A 17,291-nucleotide genomic window follows, 5' to 3' on the forward strand; every position below is an offset into this window, starting at 1 on the left:
TATTGACACCCTTCTTACAGGGTGTGCACATTTTTTTTTAAAAAAATGGAACGTCCTTAACTCCAACCATTCTAGCATAGATGAACAGCTGACCTTTATGATGAATCTCATGTTCGTACATGCCTTGAAGGTAATTAAATTTAGTCCCCTTCATTTGCGGCAGCTCAGCCTCGTTTGTTGATCGAGTTCTTCATCTGTCATTTCTTGAATCTTTTTCTTTGTACTCTCAGTTAACTCTTTAACTTTCTCTCGCACCTCATCCATCGTATCGAACTTAGGCATATCAGGCGCTTCCATCTTTTCCGTTTTTACCATATTGGCAAACATATCACCTGCTAAAGCGACATGAAGTGCTAATGTCCCAAGAGACATCCCTCCATCCCACGGTTTATAGTGAACATGCTCATCATCAATTTTCTCAAGAAGTGCCTCAAGTTTTTCCCGATGATTTAACCAATCGTTTAAAAAACTCTCTACTTTAGACATAATTAAACCTCCCGATTACAGTGTACTTAATGCTTTTTCAACAGAGTATTCCCCTGAAAGTAAATCAAACCCACGATTGAACGTTTTTTTTTCTTCATTTAGAGAAGCTACTAGTACACGAGCAACATCTTCACGTGGGATCGTAGCACGTTCAGGTAGATTTTCAGCAACGCGTACCTTACCTGTCCCCTCTTCGTTAAGCAATCCACCTGGACGAACAATAGTATGATTAAGTGAACTTTCAACTAAAGCTTTGTCAGCATAGTGTTTTGCGACATAGTAGTGGCGAATTTTCTCATTCCAATTTTCACGATTGTGAGCTTGAAGCGCACTGACCATTAAGAAGCGTTCAACACCTGCTTTTTCAGCAGCTTCAACCATTTTAATAGCGCCATCTAAATCAATGAGTAATGTTTTATCGGCACCTGTTTTGCCACCTGAACCTGCTGCAAATATGACAGCGTCACAGCCATCAGCAGCTTGCGCTAACTGATCAACAGGTCCTTCTAAGTCAGCCAGTACTGCTTCGATACCTTTATCTTTAAATTCGTTAAGCTGATCTTCCTTACGTACCATCGCTCTAACATGATGGTCGTTATGTTCTTGTAGCATCTCTGTTGTTTGTTTTCCAATTTGCCCATTTGCTCCGACAACTAATACTTTCATTTAATCAGCTCCTTTTATTAAATTAGAACCTACTTAAAAGTATTTCATAAAACTATTTTCTTATCAAAAGAGATGATTAGCGGCGTTTATTGATTATATATCCAATTATTGCAAATCCTACACCAATTATGATTTTTATATAAGCTGGCACTTGGTAGGTATAGCCAAAATCAGGCATAAAATAATATATTACGAAAAAAGACCCCGAGGTCATAACCCCGATCATCCACGTTACTAAAAATTCAACTACTGAATTAAGATTCTTTATGGAGGACCACTTTAGATATTGCAAAATCAACACTAAAAATAATAGAGAAAAAATAATCGATAAAACAAGGTTGACGCTTTCAGTACCTAAGTAATAGGTCTTATACAAAGAGCCAAAGTTAAATAAATGATAAGCAATCGTATCAAATAACCCTGATGCTCCTAAAGCCGTTGCAAGAAAGAAAAATATTCCCATGAACATAAGTGAGAGTTGATTTTTAGTTAACATCTTGGGTAATTCACAAATTATTTCATCAGCAAAGGCTTTTTTATCATGCCCGAAGATATCCTCAGCCGTTTTTCCTTCTTCTTGTGCAATTAATAAATGGTCTAACATTTCCGATAGTACCTCTTCTGTTTCCTCCTCAGATTTATCGTAAGCAAGTCTTATATAAACCAGCATATCCTCATAATAATCTTTATTCTCTTTTGTTAAGTGTTTTCTTTTTTGATTATTTTCTTCGATTAATTGTTTTGTGTTCATTTCCTCTCCCCTTTCTTAAAATGTGATCAACCGGCTTTTTAATCCACTCCCAATTATGTCTAAACTCTTCAAGTGACTTTTGACCATCTTCTGTTAAATAATAATACTTTCTATTCGGACCACTTGGCGATTTCTCCATTTGACCTCTAATTAATTTTTCCTTTTGAAGCCTTAATAAAATTGGGTATATGGAGCCTTCACTCACCTCTAGGTCAAAGTCCTGTAGTTTAACTGATAACTCATATCCATAAACAGGCTGTTTTTCTATAATCGCCAGAATACACCCCTCTAAAATCCCTTTTAATAATTGACTTCTTATCGCCATCTTTTCACCTACCTTGCATAACCATATAGTTTACCAAGCTAAGTACCTTGTAAAACCAAATAGTAAATCTAAAAATAACTATCTTGTTATACAAAGTAGTTGAGTTTATTTTAAATAAAATTTTTTTTATTTGGCAAGTTTTTTTCGAAATAAATGACTTTTTTTGAAATCATCTTTACAATAGTATTGGATTGTTTAAAAGGAGTTGCACTATGAGTCAAACACACATTGGAATTAAACAGAATATCATTCAATTTACATTATTAGTTTTTATTAATTTATTTGTTGGTTTTATGGTGGGGCTTGAACGAACGGTCCTTCCGATTATTGGTGAAGAGCATTTCGGATTAGCCTCAGCTAGTGCAGCGTTATCATTTATCGTGAGCTTCGGTTTTCCAAAGCAGCGATGAACTTTTTCGCTGGTGGCCTCGCTGATCGTTTGGTCGCCGTGAGGTTTTACTAGTTGGTGGGGAATTGGCCTTTTGGTTCCGATTTTAGTGATCGTTGCTCACGCCTGGTGGGTAATCGTCGTTGCGAATATTTTACTTGGTATTAACCAAGGCCTTACATGGTCTATGACGCTAAATATGAAAATTGACTTAGCACGAGGAAATCAACGGGGAATCGCTGTTGGATTCAACGAGTTTGCAGGCTATATTGGTGTCGGGTTAATGGCCGGAATTTCGGGTTATGTAGCATCACAGACTTCAATTCGCCCAGAACCGTTTTATCTTGGTATTGGAATTGTCGTGATTGGTTTTATCTTATCTTTATTTGCAAAAGATACTGAAAGACATATTGAGGCGCAGTCCGACAGCCATGATGGTGAAGAAAAAGAAGATTTCGATGCCAAAGAAGTTTTTAAGAAAACAACTTGGAAGGATCGCGAACTTTCAACATTAAGCTTTGCTGGGTTATCGACTAACTTAAAGGACGGAATGGCATGGGGACTGTTCCCTGTCTTCTTAACTGCTGGTGGCCTTACAGTTGGGCAAGTTGGAACCGTCGTTGCTGTTTACCCTGCTGCATGGGGTTTCTTTCAGCTGTTCACGGGAATTTGGAGCGACAAAATTGGTCGTAAGGGGTTAATAGTAAGCGGGATGATCAATCAAGCCTTAGCATTATGGATGTTTTATTAGTGGATACGTACGCTCTTTGGCTTACAGCAGCTGTGATTTTAGGAATCGGAACCGCGATGGTTTACCCAACAATTATTGCAGCCGTTGGTGACGCTTCTCACCCTAAATGGCGAGCGACCTCACTTGGGTATTATCGCTTCTGGCGAGATAGTGGGTATGCGTTTGGCGCCCTGTTTGCTGGTTTATTTACGGATTTACTAGATGTTGATTGGGCGATTGGGTTAGTTGCCCTCCTCCCACTTTTAGCTGGCCTTAGGGCTATCCGCATGAAAGAAACGATGAAATAGGCGTTAGCACTTGGAGATTTTCCAAGTGCTTTTTTAATTCAATCATTAATAATTGGTATTTTCTGTTACAATTAAAGAAGTGAATTTTTTACATAAAGGACGATGTTTATGAGACGACCACCTAATCAGCGCATAGCTGATGAAGCAATTAGTGCATGGAGACTCACGGCAATTATTTTTTCACTTATCCCAGTTGCATTGAGTATTGGGGCTTGGTATGTATACTATGAGTTCAGCTTTTTATCATTATGGATTCCTATTCTAATAACGGTACTAACGATTATAGATTTAATTTTATCTCCATTTGTGTTTCCTAAGATTCGCTGGCGCAGGTGGAGATATGAAGTGTTGAATGAGGAAATTTTCATACAGCACGGAGTCCTCATCGTGACGCAGACATTAATCCCGATGGTTCACGTACAGCACGTTGATACCAAGCAAGGCCCAATTCTATCAAAATATAAACTTGCGACTTTAACTATTACCACAGCTGCCACAACTCATGAAATTCCTGCTTTACGAGAAAGCGAGGCTGCTGAATTAAGAGATTTAATTTCAGAGTTAGCAAGGGTTGAACAAGATGATGTCTAATCCAAAGCGCCTAAACCCTCTTGCTATTCTATTCAATGTTTTTAAGCTTTTTAAACAAGCATCATACTTTATTATAACTTTTGCGGTGGTTGTGCTAAGCGATGGATATCTAAATTACGTGTTACTAGGTTTATTAGGTCTAGTCGTTTTATTTATTGTGTTAGGTGCATTATCCTGGTTACGTTTTACATACGAAGTCTCACCTGAGCAAATACATATTAAACATGGGATTTTCATACGGAAAGATCGTTACATATCAAGAAATAGAATCCAGTCGATCGATCTAACTCAAGGCATCTTTCACCGGCCATTTGGATTAACGAAGGTTGATCTAGAAACAGCTGGTAGTGATAAAAATGTCGATGCTAACCTTAGTGCTGTTACATATGACGAAGGCCTTCGCATTCAGGAGATGTTAAAAGGAAATTTTGATGAGGGTAATAATCAAGTTGAAGAGACACATGATTACTTTAAACGAACTGCAAATCAAAAAGATTTATGGATAGCAGGAGCAACATCTGGTAGCATTGGTGTTATTTTAGGGTTGTTTGGGGCAGCATTTAGTCAAATTGAAAACATTATTCCTGATACATTCTATGACGCAACAACTCGCTGGTTACTCGCTCAGGCTATCGAGTCATTAATTGTGATTGCACTAGTTATTGTGATTTTTCTATGGCTCATCGGAATATTAGGTTCGCTGATTAAGTATGGCGACTTCCAGATCACCCGTTATGAACATGAACTATTCATCACTCGCGGTTTACTTGAGAAAAACAGATGACAATCCCGCTTAAACGAATACAAGCTATTGGGATTGAAGAAAGCATCATCCGGCAGCCTTTTGGTTTTGCAACCATTTATGTCGTCATTGCAGGTGGTGAAATCGGTAAAACAGCGGAAGCTCATACTTTATTATTTCCGATTATAAGGAAAAAGAAAATTGACAGTTTTCTAGAAAATATTTTGCCTGAATATAATGCTCTTCCTAAACAGTTTAATTCGATTCCGAAACGTGCGATTGGTTATTATTTAATCCGAGCCGTGGCAATCCCGATTTTGCTATTAGTGGTTACATTGATCTTTTTCCAAAACTGGTGGATGATTGCAGCTATTTTGGTTGCCATAAGTTTATGGATGGGATGGATGAGATATCGAGATGCAGGCTATCAAATCAATGATCAGTACTTGTCGGTTCGTTTTAGGATATTAAGTAAAGAGACGGTGTTAATTCCCAAAAGGCGCATTCAATCAGTAGAATGGATCCACCATTTTCTGCATCGCAAACAAGGATTAGCTCAACTCAAAGTGTCTATTTTAAGCAAACAATCTGGTCGTCATTTATGGGTTAAAGAATTGGATGAGAAAGAACACAATAAGATTATTAAATGGCTTGAAAATTAAAAATCCACACGTTTTAGCGTGTGGATTTTCCTATATTTAAGCTTCTTGTTTTTGTTCAGAATAATATTCTTCTATTTTGTCTAAACGCTCTTGAACTTCTTCTTCTGATAAGTCGTGTTCTTCAATATATAGATTGCGATCAGCTGTGCGGCATTCATGTGTACAACCGCGCATGAAGAAGTGTTCATTCTCTTCAGAGCATAGAATTTGTTTGTTACACACTGGGTTCGCGCAGTTCACATAACGCTCACAAGGTTCACCTGTGAAGTAGTCACGACCAACCACAACGTGTTCTTTCTGGTTAACCGGAACGCTGATACGCTCATCGAACACGTACATCTGACCGTCCCAAAGCTCACCTTGAACTTCTGGGTCTTTACCGTAAGTGGCAATACCGCCATGAAGTTGGTTAACATTCTCAAAGCCTTCTTTTTTCAACCAGCCAGAGAATTTCTCGCAGCGAATACCACCTGTACAGTAAGTTAAAATTTGTTTACCTTCCAGCATGTCTTTATTTTCTTTAACCCAATCAGGAAGTTCTTTGAACGTCTTAATGTCCGGGCGAATCGCACCACGGAAATGACCTAAGTCATACTCGTAGTCATTACGCGCATCTAACACAATCGTGTTCTCATCTTCTAGTAATTTCTTGAACTCTTTAGGCTCAAGATAGTTGCCCGTCAGTTCATTCGGATCAATATCATCTTCCAAACGAAGGCTCACAATCTCCGAACGATGACGCACATGCATCTTCTTAAACGCATGTCCATCCGCTTCATCGATTTTAAACTCAATATCCTTGAAGCGCGGATCGCTACGAAGCTCTTCCATATAATTGTCTGTTTGTTCGACGGTACCAGACACCGTACCATTAATACCTTCTTCCGCGATTAAGATACGTCCTTTAAGACCTAAATCCTTGCAGAATTTCAGATGATCTTTCGTCAACTCTTCTGGATTGTCAATGTGAACGTACTTATAATACAGTAATACGCGATAAGTTTTATCTCCCATAAATAAAACCACCTCATAATTAATTTTCTTACGTATAAGTACGTAGAATGGATTTTTCCAACCATAAATTTTACAACAGAATGGGTGATTTTGCAATTGGGAAATGCTGTTTAAGGTGGGTAAAACCCGTCTGAGGACAGGAATTGGTCTAATAACCTTCTGAAGAGTCGGATCCTTTTATCAATTTTTTGCCCCAAGTTGAACCGTACTTTATCATTGTATAAATCATTAAACCAGCTATTAAAATCGCGCCACCATCTGTGATAGCACTTGGTAAAATTCCCCATAAACCATATTCATTTAAAGCGGCCACCCACATGGATGATGGAATCATAATAAACCCCAAACCTTGTGTGAAATTAACTACAAGTATAATCCACCATAATAATGTCGATTGACTTTTAAAAGCTAATATTCCTAGAGCATTCCCGACTATATATACACACCCTACTATTCTAAAACCACTTGTAAAGCTAGCAGCCTCCTCTTCTGAATTTGAAGCCCCTGCCATTTGCATCATAGTTTCAATTAAAGGTGTATTAATTATTACAAAATTATGTAGAGCGGTTCCGATTGTAAAAATTATAGAACATATCGCAATTGTAACCTGCAGCCTTTTAGTTGTCCGTGTATTTACATATCTATTATTCTTCATCATATCCCTCCTATAAATGAGACGTGATATATCAAGAATTGTTACAACAGAAAATTCTTAAAAAGCTCTTTCTAACCACCATCATACTTCTCCCCCTTCTAGGTTAATTGAAATATAGAAATACAAAATAAAAAAGCGTCCGCGGACGCTTTTTCACCGACTTACTGCAGCCTTTTTAATGGACTGAAAAATTGAGACAAGATCCTCAATCATGATGCTTGCTGTTGGGTACTTACCTGCTCCTGGCCCTTGAAAAACTAAGTCTCCTGTTAAATCACCTGTCACCACAATCGCGTTATCGACTCCTTCTATGGCATACAACTTGTGTGATTCACCTACAGAAACTGGCCGGACTTCAGCCTCGACCTGCCCTTGATCATCAACTACAAGACTGCCAACATGCTTGATGCGCTCACCACGAACCGATGCTTGACTGATGTCAGCAGGAGTTATGTCACTAATCCCAGAGCATCGCACTAGATCCCAGTCAATTTTCCTTCCAGTTAATAACTCTAATAAAATCACAACCTTAAACAGCACATCAAATCCCTCAACATCATTTGCCGGGTCAGCTTCTGCATATCCTAAACGTTGAGCCTGCAGCAATGCCTCTTCTAATGACACCTGATCTTCTCGCATTTTCGTCAAAATATAATTCATCGTTCCGTTCAAAATCGCTTCAACCTTCACAACTTGATTGAATCTAAGTAATTGCTTAAGAGCTCCAATAATCGGTACGCCGCCCGCAACAGTCGCTTCAAAGCACACCTTTACTCCCCTCTTTTCAGCTAGCTGCCTCAATTCAAAGCCTTTATTTGCAAAAAGCTCCTTGTTCGCCGTCACGACATAAAGTCCAGCTTCAATCGCCCTTCTCAAATACGTATAACCAGGCTCTACATTAACTATGGCTTCGATCACTACATCCAATTCAGGCAATCTTAAAATCTCACTGAAGTCATCAGTAACTAGAACGTCATCATGAATTGTTCGGCTTTTCCCAACATCTTTAACCAAAACTGCATCCACGCGAACTGGTCCCCCAAGAAGTTGCTCAAGCAGATCTTGCTTGGTCTCTATCAACTCATAAACGCACTACCCACCGTTCCAAACCCAAAATAGCGACTTTAATCGGACGCATCACGCCTTCACGAATTCCTTATTAGATGTTTCACCAGTCGCAATCTCAATCGCCTGTTCGAGGTCACCCAACAAATCATCGATATGCTCAATTCCAACAGATAAACGGATAAGATCTTCAGTTACACCAGTTGATTTAATTTCTTCTTCACTTAATTGTTGGTGAGTTGTGCTCGCAGGATGGATAATTAAGCTTTTCGCATCGCCGACATTTGCTAAGTGTGACCATAACTCTACGTTATTGATGACCTCTGCTCCTGCTTCGCGGCCTCCTTTAATGCCAAACACCACGACTGAACCTGCACCTTTAGGGAGATATTTATTCACGAGTTCAGAAGAATGGTGGCTTTCTTGCTCAGGATATAACACCCAGTCAACACCAGGGTGTGCTTCTAAATACTCGACTACCATACGTGTATTGGCGACATGCTCCTTTAAACGAACATGCAATGTCTCAATCCCAAGTGCAATTTGAAAAGCATTATAAGGACTTAGTGCTGCACCAGTATCACGCAGTAACTGAACACGTGCTTTTGTAATAAAAGCCGCTTCAGGTAAGGCCTCAGCATACACAATTCCGTTATAGCTCGGGTCTGGCTGAGTAAATCCTGGGAATTTATCTGTGTTCCAGTCAAATTTACCGCCATCAACTATAATTCCACCTAGGGTCGTGCCATTACCTCCAAGCCATTTCGTCGCTGAGTGAACGACAATGTCTGCTCCAAAATCAAACGGGCGACATAAATATGGCGTCGCAAATGTATTATCGACAATTAACGGCACTCCAGCTTCATGTGCAATCTCAGCCACTCTTTCAATATCCAAAACCGTAAGTCCTGGATTTCCGATTGTTTCTGCAAAATAGCCTTCGTCTTAGGTGTGATCGCTTCTTTAAAATTCTCAGGGTCTTTCGGGTCCACAAAATGCGTTTTAATCCCATGCTTCGGTAACGTCGTTGAAAACAAATTATAAGTACCACCATATAATGTTGACGCCGAAACAATTTCGTCGCCCACTTCTGCGATGTTAAAAATAGCTGTTGAGATCGCTGCCATCCCGCTTGATAGTGCCAATGCACCCACACCGCCTTCAAGCTGAGCTACACGTTCCTCCAAAGCTCCTACCGTCGGATTTCCAATACGCGTGTAAATAAAACCTTGCTCTTTTAACGCAAACAAATCAGCCGCATGGTCGGTATTATTAAATTGATAAGAGTTCGTTTGATAAATAGGCAGCGCTCTTGAACCCGTCGCTGGGTCTGCCTCTAACCCTCCGTGAATGCTCACTGTTTCTAATCGATATTTTTTCTCCTCAGTCATTTACAATCGCTCCTTTTTTGTATTTAAACGGCTTTTGCCATCAATGATGATAATTTGTCTTGAACAAATGGTCCCCACTTTTCAAATTCAACTAAAACCCATCGTGACCAAACATCGTATCTACTTCACAGAATTCAGCATAACCCCCAGCATCTTCAATATCCATGACAAACCTTTTTAACTCATCTGGCGGGTAAAGTAAGTCATTTGAAAAGCCTAACGCAAAGACTGGAACGTCATAGCGTTGTATCGCATTTTGATAACTACCTCGGCCTCTTGTAATATCATGACTGTTCATGACGTCGAGTAATCTCAAATAACTATAAGGGTTAAATTTCTTTGCTAATTTTTCCCCTTGATGGTCTAAGTAAGATTCAACATCAAACTCACCTTCTACCTGACTTCTCGCAAACCTTTTACTAAATAATTCATTTGATCGATATGTCACCATTCCGACCATTCTCGCCAAGCTCAAACCATTTTCAGGTTGGCTGCTATTCTTAAGGTCATATTTGATAGCTTGCTTAGCAATGTGATTAAACGCAATCGCATAGTCGCTAAACGTTGGGGTGACCGCAATTGGAAATATCGCATCCATAAAATCTGGGTACATAAGTCCCCATTCTAATACTTGCATACCACCAAGCGAGCCGCCGATTACAGCCTTTAAGTGATCAATGCCTAACATGTTAAGCGCAACAAATTGAACTTCTACTAAATTTCTTACCGTTAATGATGGAAAATTATTTTGGTATGGTTCACCATCTGCTCCTACGGAACCTGGCCCAGTAGAACCATCGCATCCGCCTAACACATTAAATGCTATGACCTGATAATAACGAGTATCAATATATCCGCCTTCATGAATTAACCCTCTCCACCATCCAGGCTTCGAATCTGTACCCACCGCAAATTGATTACCGGTTAATGCGTGGCAAACTAGAATAGTTGGTGCATTTTCAGGACCACTTCTTTCATAAGCAAGCTCAACCTCACGAAACTGCTCACCATTTTCTAAACTAAAGTTCGGAATAGTTACCGTTCCTGTTTGATACCTCATAACCATCCCTCCTTCCAAACCTTTTTAAGAAACTAAAAAAGCCTCCCTGCTTTGAGCAGAGAGGCCAGAATATACGACATCTAATATAATGGTCCCTCTCATCTATCAAAGCACACTGCTTTGCAGGAATTAGCACCTTTCAAACCGCTGTTTGAAGGTTGCCGGGCGTCATCGGGCCAGTCCCTCAGCCACTCTGGATAAGAGTTTTAAAAATTATTAAATTTTGAATTAATTGATATCTTAGCACGGTCCTATCAAGCTGTCAATATAAATTATTATGTTAAAAGAATATTCCGTTAAGTTATTTTTATTCCTATATTTTAATGAAAATCAGGATCAATATATTTCCCATAATCGGGAACGGCGATTTGATCAAAGTTACGCACGAGTTGATTAAGTTTGTCTGTCAATTCTTGACCGTATACCGGAACACCATGCCCCGTGACTGCAATGGTTGGGTGCAGCTTAGATAATTTAATGATAGATTCTTTAGCGGCCTTCCAGTCTGTTGTTAAATAACGCGGCGGACCACTAAACTCTTGCTCTTGCATCATAACATCGAATAAATTTTCCTGTTTCACCGTCACGAACGCATCACCCACAATTAAAGCACCATCTTCATCCCTAAAAAAGGACACATGACCTGGTGAATGGCCTGGCGTATGAATCCAACTGAACCCGTCCATATAAGGGACTGTGCCATTCTTCGGAAGTGGCTCAACATGTTTACCCAGATTGACAGGTTCATTCGGGAAAAAAGGTGACATTTTCGCTACTAACCCGCCTTCAACTGAAGCATCTGGTTCAGGGTAACTCTTCTGCCCAGTTAGGTATGGTATCTCAAGTGGATGAGCATAGACTGGAACCTCCCACTTTTCAATCAGCTCAATAATAGCTCCTACATGGTCAAAATGTCCGTGAGTAAGAATGATCGCATTTGGCTTAGCGCCTTCTCCGTATCTCTTTTCAACAATTTGAATAATATCATCTGAAGAATTCGGCATCCCCGCATCGACTAATACAAATGAATCTTTACTACCCACAATAGCGATATTCACGATTTGAATTGTATGGCAGTATAAATCCGGAAGTAACTCCACTCCCTTTCCGCTACCAATTGATGTTGCAGGAATAAACTTATAATCAGAACCATAATTCATCTCACGATCCATCACATCAACCTCCTTAAATATTAGTATGAACGATATTTAATGAACTATGAAAAGAGGAAAAATTGACTAATGGTCGAATACTATTCTATGAAAGGAGAGATTAGGCATGATTAAAACCCCGATCAAAAATAAAGTGAATGTTGTGTTTATCCCTGTTGAAGATGTCGTAAAAGCCCAAGAGTGGTATTCTAAGTACCTTGGTTTAAGTGAGGGTGAATTTCATCAAGGTCACCTATTTGTTGCAGAAATGGAGGGAACTGGTGTGATCCTTGACTCTATGCCAGCGTGGCGTGAAGAGGGTGAAGCCTTACCAATTCTAAAAGCACCTGTTATTCAATTCGCAACAGATGATATTCATGAATCGTATGAATTTATGAAAGAGAATGGTATTGAACTAGTCACAGATGTTCAATTTGACCATTTTTGTTTTTAAAGATTTAGACGGCAACTTGTTGATGGTTTGTCAGGATTAATTAGAGAGGCAGCATTTTCACTCGAAAATGCTGTTTTTTAATTTTCTAGGACACTGTTATAAACGTAAGTTTTCTTTCTATGAACGGTTTTTCCCTTTCCATAAACGTAACTTTCTTTCCTATGAACGGTTCTCTGCTTACTATGAACGTAACTTGGGATTCTATAAACGTAGCTCCTAGATCTATGAACGGATTTCTTCCTTCTATGAACGTAACTTCCCTTTTTATAAATAAATTACAAGAGGACTTAGATTCCTAAGCCCTCTTGCATAGCAGTGAATGTTAAATCAGTTGAAGGAATCTTTTTCTCTTTTTACAACCGACTAAATGTTTAGAGGGACCATTTTAATTTACGAAAATGAGAGGGATTCACGTACTTGCCGTCTTGGAGGAGGACGACTGCAGAACCAGGGAAGTGATAGCTCATTTGAATTCACCCGTTACCTCACATCATAGTGCCCATATAGGGTGATTGGTGAGGATTAGCTGTATCTAACAATTCTATTTACTGCTTGTTTTATCATATTAATTTTTATAGAAACGAACAGTGCACTTGTCAGGTAGTTAATAAAAATGTACGAATTACCATAGTTCAATCTTTTGACAACCCCCAATCGTAATGATTATCGTTATAATTGAAGGTATAAAAGGAGGAACTATTATGGCATTCGTCATTACAAGTCCTTGCCAAACAGAAAAAGCAGCAGAGTGCGTGGAAGTATGTCCCGTAGACTGCATTGAAGAAGGTAAGGATCAATTTTACATAGACCCTGATGTATGTATTAACTGCGGCGCGTGCGTGTCTGCATGCCCAGTCGCAGCCATCGTCGAAGACTTTGACCTTATGCCAGGGGAAGAAAAATATTTAAAAGAAGCTGAAGAATTTTTCAAAAGCTAAAGAGGCTGGGATAAAACATGTCTTAACCTAGAAGAAGACGAATATTTGGGTAAAGTACTCCTAATATTCGTCTTTATTTTTTTAGCTAACTCAAAATAACACTAATACTCATTTGTTTTCTGTCCCACCTATTTGTTAAAGAGTTTTAAACAATTAAATTGAAAAAAACTTTGTTAACGATATTTTTCGCCCATTCAGGTGCCATTCATTGTATTGATCTAATACTAACCTTGCATCTCCATTGTGCCTATCTACCAATTGTTTTACAGCTAAAAAACTTCGCCAATAATCATACATTATACTCGTTAAACTGCCCTCATATGATTTAGCACCAAAATCATCTAATGAGTGCCCTCCATATTGATCTGAGAAAACTTCTACTAACTTGCCTTCAATATTTACAAACTGATCAAATTCTTCTTCTGAAAACAAAAATTTACGAGGTAAGTACTCACACATACCCTCCTCAAACCAAATACTATCATCACGTTCATCATCAAATTCATCAGGAAATAAATCAATATGGTGAGTTAATTCATGTGCTAGTATGGCTAAAACATGCTTTTCAGATATTGTTTTATAATAACGACGAACCTCTGGTAAATTCTTATCTTTTAATTGATCTAGGAATAGACGTTTCCATTCCTCCAAATCAGGAGCAAAGTAAATTATATCCCTATTGGTATATGCAGGAATCGGAATTTGTGAAAATGTTTCTGTCGCAAGTTCAGTTGTTGTCCAGACAATTGCTTTCGGTAACTCTTTTAAATGATATTCTGCTTCTAATTTAAATTGATAAGGCTTAAGTAAATCCTTCATTCTCTGAGTCATTTTCTCATACTTCTCATAATCACTAACACGTTCATAGGCATAAACTTGTTTCACATTTACCCTCCTCTACCAACTAAAATATCTACATCCACTGTCACTTCTTTTAATTCAAGGTCTACTCGTTCATTTAAATTCCAAGTTAAAGGTGTCATCTTTAATAAAAACGGAACTAATTCAGCAGAAATAGGTGCTTGATAAGTAAGTCTCTCTTCTTGGATATCACATAAGCTCTCTTTGAACCGCTTCTTTGTCTCTTCATTGCTATATTCCTCATTGTTGTAAAAAGCTTCGCGTAACTCTTTTAAATATCCACTGTTCGGAAAAACTTTTATTACGAACCCATCATCTGATAACAAGCGTTTAAACTCACCATAATTAGCTGGAGATAAAATATTAAGCACGACATCAAAACTAGAATCTTTAAATGGCACTTGAGCTAAATCTCCGACACACCAGATCGCATCAAGATGATATTTCGAAGCCGTCATCACACCCTCTTTGGCAATATCAAGCCCTGCTCGAATCATATCGTGGTTAACTAGCTCCGTGATCTTTGCCAAATGTGAGCCCTCTCCGCAGCCTAAATCGATTACCGATTGACGCTGCCCAATCAATTCAGAGATCTTATCATGCAATGGCTTGTACACACCGTGCTGAATGAATTGATAACGAGCTTCGAACAGATCCTTATCATACTTCGTGTGAACAGGCTGCGTCATCATGTTGATGTAGCCTTTCTTTGCAATATCGAAAGAATGATTTTGTTTACACACAATATGGTTGTCATCAACTACCATTGAAGCAGCGCAAATCGGACAGCTAAATAACTGCTCACTATTTTTCATGTAAGATTTAAAACGATCGACTTTCTTCACTTAAAACACTCCATTATGTCTCTTCTGCGGTTACATAGCGGTCTCTTCCTGCTCCAAGTCCAGCTAAGAACATTGCTGTCGCTATTAAAATAAACAGGATTAAAGATGGTGTCCATGAACTAAACACGTCAAAAATGACCCCCACCGTAAATGGGCCAACTGCCGCTAACAAATAACCAATTGATTGCGCCATACCGGATAAATTGGCTGCCTGCTTAGCATCTCTCGCTCGCAGGCTCAATAAGGCTAGAGATAATGCGATACTTGCACCTTGAGACGCTCCTGCAAACAGAATGCTTACGGATAGAACAGCAATATGATTTCCAAATAATAATAACGTAAGACCTAAAATATATGATAGACTTAAGACAATGATTATGCCCCTTTGATTTGGGTACCGATCGGCTAGATATGGCGCCAAAAATGCAGTCGGTAATCCTGCAATTTGCATAATCGACACCATCCAGCCCGCAATCGATATATCTATTCCACGACTAACGAGAATCTCTGGAAGCCATGCAATTAGGCAATAAAATAAGAACGACTGTAGCCCCATAAACAGTGTTACTTGCCAAGCAACCTTTGATTTTAATAACGAATCTTTCGCAGGGTTCGGTTTAACCACTTCATCTGCCTGACCCTTTTTACGTAGTTGGGGGATCCATGCTAGAAGAGCGATAATAGTAAATATACCCCAAAACAATAGCCCGTTCTTCCAGCCTAAATCTAATCCATGGGCTAATGGCACACTAATACCAGAACCTAAGCTAGCCATAAAGTTCATCGACAATGTGTATGCCCCCGTAATGAGCCCTACCCTCACAAATGTATTTTTGACAATACCAGGCAAAAGAACATTACAAATCGCAATACCAGCACCGACTAATAACGTTCCGAAAAATAAAAACCAATGACAGTAGTGGGTCTAATCGTAATTCCAATTCCTAATAATATGAGTCCCATAAAAACGGTCCATTCATTTCCAAAACGCTGAGCAATTTTTGGAGCTAGAGGTGATAATAACGCGAAAGCAAGCAGAGGAACCGTTGTAAGCAGCCCTGCTGCTCCGTTAGACATACCTGTATCCATACGTATATCACTAATCACAGGGCCGACTGCGGTAATAGATGGCCTTAAATTAAATGCTACCAATACAATTCCTGCAATTAAGATCACATACCTTAACTTATTGTGGTTTAGTCCCATAGATTTCTCCTCGTTCTTATTTCTCTTTTAATAAGTTTATCATAACTACTTCATATTGATTTTATTGAAAATGCTTGTTAATTATTCGATGCTAATTCTTGAGTTCACATCAAAACTATTGTTACATTAAATTAAATCCTTATTAGGAGTGTGCTTTATGGAAAAAACATTGGATCATATAGGCGTTGCTGTTAGACATTTAGATGATTCGATTGAGTTTTATACCAAAGTCCTTGGTGCTGAACTAATCGACCGTTACCGAAGTGAGAAAGTCGGAGTTGAAAGTGAAATTGCTGTGATGAATGTTAACGGGACAACAACTGAACTTTTATCTCCGACCAATAATACAACGTCACCTATTGCTCGGTTCATTAAACAAAAGGGAAAGGTGTTCACCACATCGCTTATCGTGTAAACCACTTAGACCAAGCCATTGAAGAACTAAACAAACAAGGAATTAGAGTGATGGAAGAAACGCGGCGCATAAACAAGCACGGAAGACGACTTATTTATTTAAACCCTGCTGATACAGGCGGGACAATTATCGAATATTGTGATTATCCAAATCTAAGAGGTGAAAATGATGCTAAAGAAAATTAATCTAAAAACCGACAAGCATGACCAAATGATTGACGTGACACACGAGGTTGAGCAGTTTGTTAAAGAACAAGGTGTCAAAGATGGTGCTGTTATCGTGTATTGTGCTCACACCACTGGAGGTATCACGATTAACGAAAACGCTGATCCCGATGTAAAAACGGACATGTTAAGACGTTTGATGAAGTTTATCCTTGGAATCACAAGCTAGACCTTCATATGGAAGGCAATACAGCTGCGCATATGAAAGCTAGCACAGTTGGCGCTTCTCAGCATGTTATTGTTGAAAATGGCGAGCTCATTCTCGGAACCTGGCAAGGCATTTATTTTGTGAGTTTGACGGACCGCGCAACAGACATTTCTATGTAAAAATAATATAAAACGCTTGGGGGGAACTTCCCCCAA

At 39.0% G+C, this 17,291-nt stretch carries 17 protein-coding genes, 5 pseudogenes and 1 riboswitch; of the genes and pseudogenes, 8 read left to right on the forward strand and 14 right to left on the reverse strand.

Annotated features, from left to right (window positions below; genetic code table 11):
- Positions 1-37: 37 nt before the first annotated feature.
- The 5 genes from JCM13188_RS19420 to JCM13188_RS13765 all read right to left on the reverse strand — a co-directional run bounded on the left by JCM13188_RS19420 (position 38) and on the right by JCM13188_RS13765 (position 2,228).
- Positions 38-154 carry a DinB family protein gene (locus JCM13188_RS19420; protein WP_279401879.1) on the reverse strand — a complete coding sequence of 39 codons (117 nt, stop codon included), beginning with the start codon at positions 152-154 and terminating at the stop codon, positions 38-40.
- Positions 151-486, reverse strand: coding sequence for a DinB family protein (locus tag JCM13188_RS13750; protein WP_279401880.1), 336 nt, complete (start codon positions 484-486; stop codon positions 151-153). The genes JCM13188_RS19420 and JCM13188_RS13750 overlap by 4 nt, the downstream gene beginning before the upstream one ends.
- 15 nt (positions 487-501) lie before the next feature.
- On the reverse strand, positions 502-1,152 hold the full coding sequence (locus JCM13188_RS13755; RefSeq protein ID WP_054754625.1) for an SDR family oxidoreductase: 651 nt from the start codon (positions 1,150-1,152) through the stop codon (positions 502-504).
- Positions 1,153-1,228: 76 nt separating this feature from the next.
- Positions 1,229-1,903 (reverse strand): DUF1129 family protein, encoded by a 675-nt coding sequence (locus tag JCM13188_RS13760; protein ID WP_054754626.1) that lies wholly within the window; start codon positions 1,901-1,903, stop codon positions 1,229-1,231.
- Complete coding sequence (locus JCM13188_RS13765) at positions 1,872-2,228, reverse strand: PadR family transcriptional regulator (RefSeq protein WP_054754627.1); 357 nt, start codon at positions 2,226-2,228, stop codon at positions 1,872-1,874. The genes JCM13188_RS13760 and JCM13188_RS13765 overlap by 32 nt, the downstream gene beginning before the upstream one ends.
- Positions 2,229-2,440: 212 nt before the next feature.
- On the opposite strand from JCM13188_RS13765, the pseudogene JCM13188_RS13770 reads away from it, so the two are divergent.
- From JCM13188_RS13770 to JCM13188_RS13785, 4 genes and pseudogenes are all read left to right on the forward strand, one after another.
- Positions 2,441-3,654: pseudogene (locus JCM13188_RS13770) on the forward strand (MFS transporter).
- A gap of 108 nt (positions 3,655-3,762) precedes the next feature.
- Complete coding sequence (locus JCM13188_RS13775) at positions 3,763-4,245, forward strand: PH domain-containing protein (protein WP_054754628.1); 483 nt, start codon at positions 3,763-3,765, stop codon at positions 4,243-4,245.
- Positions 4,238-5,029 carry a PH domain-containing protein gene (locus JCM13188_RS13780; RefSeq protein ID WP_279401881.1) on the forward strand — a complete coding sequence of 264 codons (792 nt, stop codon included), beginning with the start codon at positions 4,238-4,240 and terminating at the stop codon, positions 5,027-5,029. Before JCM13188_RS13775 ends, JCM13188_RS13780 begins: the two co-directional genes overlap by 8 nt.
- Complete coding sequence (locus JCM13188_RS13785) at positions 5,026-5,649, forward strand: PH domain-containing protein (protein WP_054754630.1); 624 nt, start codon at positions 5,026-5,028, stop codon at positions 5,647-5,649. The genes JCM13188_RS13780 and JCM13188_RS13785 overlap by 4 nt, the downstream gene beginning before the upstream one ends.
- A 36-nt stretch (positions 5,650-5,685) precedes the next feature.
- Here the strand turns inward: JCM13188_RS13785 and trhO are convergent, their stop codons facing one another.
- The 6 genes and pseudogenes from trhO to JCM13188_RS13815 form a co-directional block, all read right to left on the reverse strand.
- Positions 5,686-6,663, reverse strand: coding sequence for an oxygen-dependent tRNA uridine(34) hydroxylase TrhO (gene trhO, locus JCM13188_RS13790; RefSeq protein ID WP_054754631.1), 978 nt, complete (start codon positions 6,661-6,663; stop codon positions 5,686-5,688).
- A 148-nt stretch (positions 6,664-6,811) separates the two neighbouring features.
- Entirely contained in the window at positions 6,812-7,318 is a 507-nt protein-coding gene (locus JCM13188_RS13795; protein WP_054754632.1) for a hypothetical protein, read from the reverse strand.
- A gap of 153 nt (positions 7,319-7,471) precedes the next feature.
- Positions 7,472-8,398, reverse strand: a complete 927-nt coding sequence (locus JCM13188_RS13800) for a homoserine dehydrogenase (protein WP_279401882.1) — start codon at positions 8,396-8,398, stop codon at positions 7,472-7,474.
- Between the two features lie 57 nt (positions 8,399-8,455).
- Positions 8,456-9,774 (reverse strand): annotated as a pseudogene (locus JCM13188_RS13805) (O-acetylhomoserine aminocarboxypropyltransferase/cysteine synthase family protein).
- Between the two features lie 91 nt (positions 9,775-9,865).
- The gene (locus JCM13188_RS13810) at positions 9,866-10,834 is read right to left on the reverse strand and encodes a homoserine O-acetyltransferase family protein (RefSeq protein ID WP_279401883.1); all 969 of its coding nucleotides are present in this window, start codon (positions 10,832-10,834) and stop codon (positions 9,866-9,868) included.
- A 95-nt stretch (positions 10,835-10,929) separates the two neighbouring features.
- Positions 10,930-11,038: riboswitch (SAM riboswitch) on the reverse strand.
- 116 nt (positions 11,039-11,154) lie between these two features.
- Positions 11,155-12,006, reverse strand: coding sequence for an MBL fold metallo-hydrolase (locus JCM13188_RS13815; protein ID WP_054754634.1), 852 nt, complete (start codon positions 12,004-12,006; stop codon positions 11,155-11,157).
- A 106-nt stretch (positions 12,007-12,112) separates the two neighbouring features.
- On the opposite strand from JCM13188_RS13815, the gene JCM13188_RS13820 reads away from it, so the two are divergent.
- Entirely contained in the window at positions 12,113-12,439 is a 327-nt protein-coding gene (locus JCM13188_RS13820) for a VOC family protein (RefSeq protein WP_279401884.1), read from the forward strand.
- Between the two features lie 701 nt (positions 12,440-13,140).
- On the forward strand, positions 13,141-13,377 hold the full coding sequence (locus JCM13188_RS13825) for a DUF362 domain-containing protein (protein ID WP_054754635.1): 237 nt from the start codon (positions 13,141-13,143) through the stop codon (positions 13,375-13,377).
- Positions 13,378-13,530: 153 nt separating this feature from the next.
- Here JCM13188_RS13825 and JCM13188_RS13830 read toward each other — a convergent pair whose 3' ends face one another.
- The 3 genes and pseudogenes from JCM13188_RS13830 to JCM13188_RS13840 form a co-directional block, all read right to left on the reverse strand.
- Positions 13,531-14,262 (reverse strand): hypothetical protein, encoded by a 732-nt coding sequence (locus JCM13188_RS13830; protein WP_054754636.1) that lies wholly within the window; start codon positions 14,260-14,262, stop codon positions 13,531-13,533.
- Between the two features lie 2 nt (positions 14,263-14,264).
- The gene (locus JCM13188_RS13835) at positions 14,265-15,083 is read right to left on the reverse strand and encodes a putative RNA methyltransferase (protein ID WP_279401885.1); all 819 of its coding nucleotides are present in this window, start codon (positions 15,081-15,083) and stop codon (positions 14,265-14,267) included.
- A gap of 13 nt (positions 15,084-15,096) precedes the next feature.
- Positions 15,097-16,289 (reverse strand): annotated as a pseudogene (locus JCM13188_RS13840) (CynX/NimT family MFS transporter).
- Between the two features lie 157 nt (positions 16,290-16,446).
- Here JCM13188_RS13840 and JCM13188_RS13845 point away from each other — a divergent pair.
- Positions 16,447-16,889: pseudogene (locus JCM13188_RS13845) on the forward strand (VOC family protein).
- Positions 16,873-17,266, forward strand: a pseudogene (locus JCM13188_RS13850) (secondary thiamine-phosphate synthase enzyme YjbQ). Before JCM13188_RS13845 ends, JCM13188_RS13850 begins: the two co-directional pseudogenes overlap by 17 nt.
- The last annotated feature ends 25 nt before the right edge of the window (positions 17,267-17,291 follow it).

This window comes from Piscibacillus salipiscarius JCM 13188, from assembly GCF_001311865.1.
In the GTDB taxonomy this organism is placed as follows: Bacteria; Bacillota; Bacilli; order Bacillales; family Alkalibacillaceae; genus Piscibacillus; species Piscibacillus salipiscarius.

Bases quoted from the DNA above. Each gene is read 5' to 3' on its own strand.
- JCM13188_RS13825 (WP_054754635.1), top strand. From the start codon at position 13,141: ATGGCATTCGTCATTACAAGTCCTTGCCAAACAGAAAAAGCAGCAGAG.
- JCM13188_RS13760 (WP_054754626.1), bottom strand. From the start codon at position 1,903: ATGAACACAAAACAATTAATCGAAGAAAATAATCAAAAAAGAAAACAC.
- JCM13188_RS19420 (WP_279401879.1), bottom strand. From the start codon at position 154: ATGAAGGGGACTAAATTTAATTACCTTCAAGGCATGTACGAACATGAG.
- JCM13188_RS13775 (WP_054754628.1), top strand. From the start codon at position 3,763: ATGAGACGACCACCTAATCAGCGCATAGCTGATGAAGCAATTAGTGCA.
- JCM13188_RS13755 (WP_054754625.1), bottom strand. From the start codon at position 1,152: ATGAAAGTATTAGTTGTCGGAGCAAATGGGCAAATTGGAAAACAAACA.
- JCM13188_RS13750 (WP_279401880.1), bottom strand. From the start codon at position 486: ATGTCTAAAGTAGAGAGTTTTTTAAACGATTGGTTAAATCATCGGGAA.
- JCM13188_RS13780 (WP_279401881.1), top strand. From the start codon at position 4,238: ATGTCTAATCCAAAGCGCCTAAACCCTCTTGCTATTCTATTCAATGTT.
- JCM13188_RS13785 (WP_054754630.1), top strand. From the start codon at position 5,026: ATGACAATCCCGCTTAAACGAATACAAGCTATTGGGATTGAAGAAAGC.
- JCM13188_RS13795 (WP_054754632.1), bottom strand. From the start codon at position 7,318: ATGAAGAATAATAGATATGTAAATACACGGACAACTAAAAGGCTGCAG.
- JCM13188_RS13820 (WP_279401884.1), top strand. From the start codon at position 12,113: ATGATTAAAACCCCGATCAAAAATAAAGTGAATGTTGTGTTTATCCCT.
- JCM13188_RS13765 (WP_054754627.1), bottom strand. From the start codon at position 2,228: ATGGCGATAAGAAGTCAATTATTAAAAGGGATTTTAGAGGGGTGTATT.
- JCM13188_RS13810 (WP_279401883.1), bottom strand. From the start codon at position 10,834: ATGAGGTATCAAACAGGAACGGTAACTATTCCGAACTTTAGTTTAGAA.
- JCM13188_RS13815 (WP_054754634.1), bottom strand. From the start codon at position 12,006: ATGGATCGTGAGATGAATTATGGTTCTGATTATAAGTTTATTCCTGCA.
- trhO (WP_054754631.1), bottom strand. From the start codon at position 6,663: ATGGGAGATAAAACTTATCGCGTATTACTGTATTATAAGTACGTTCAC.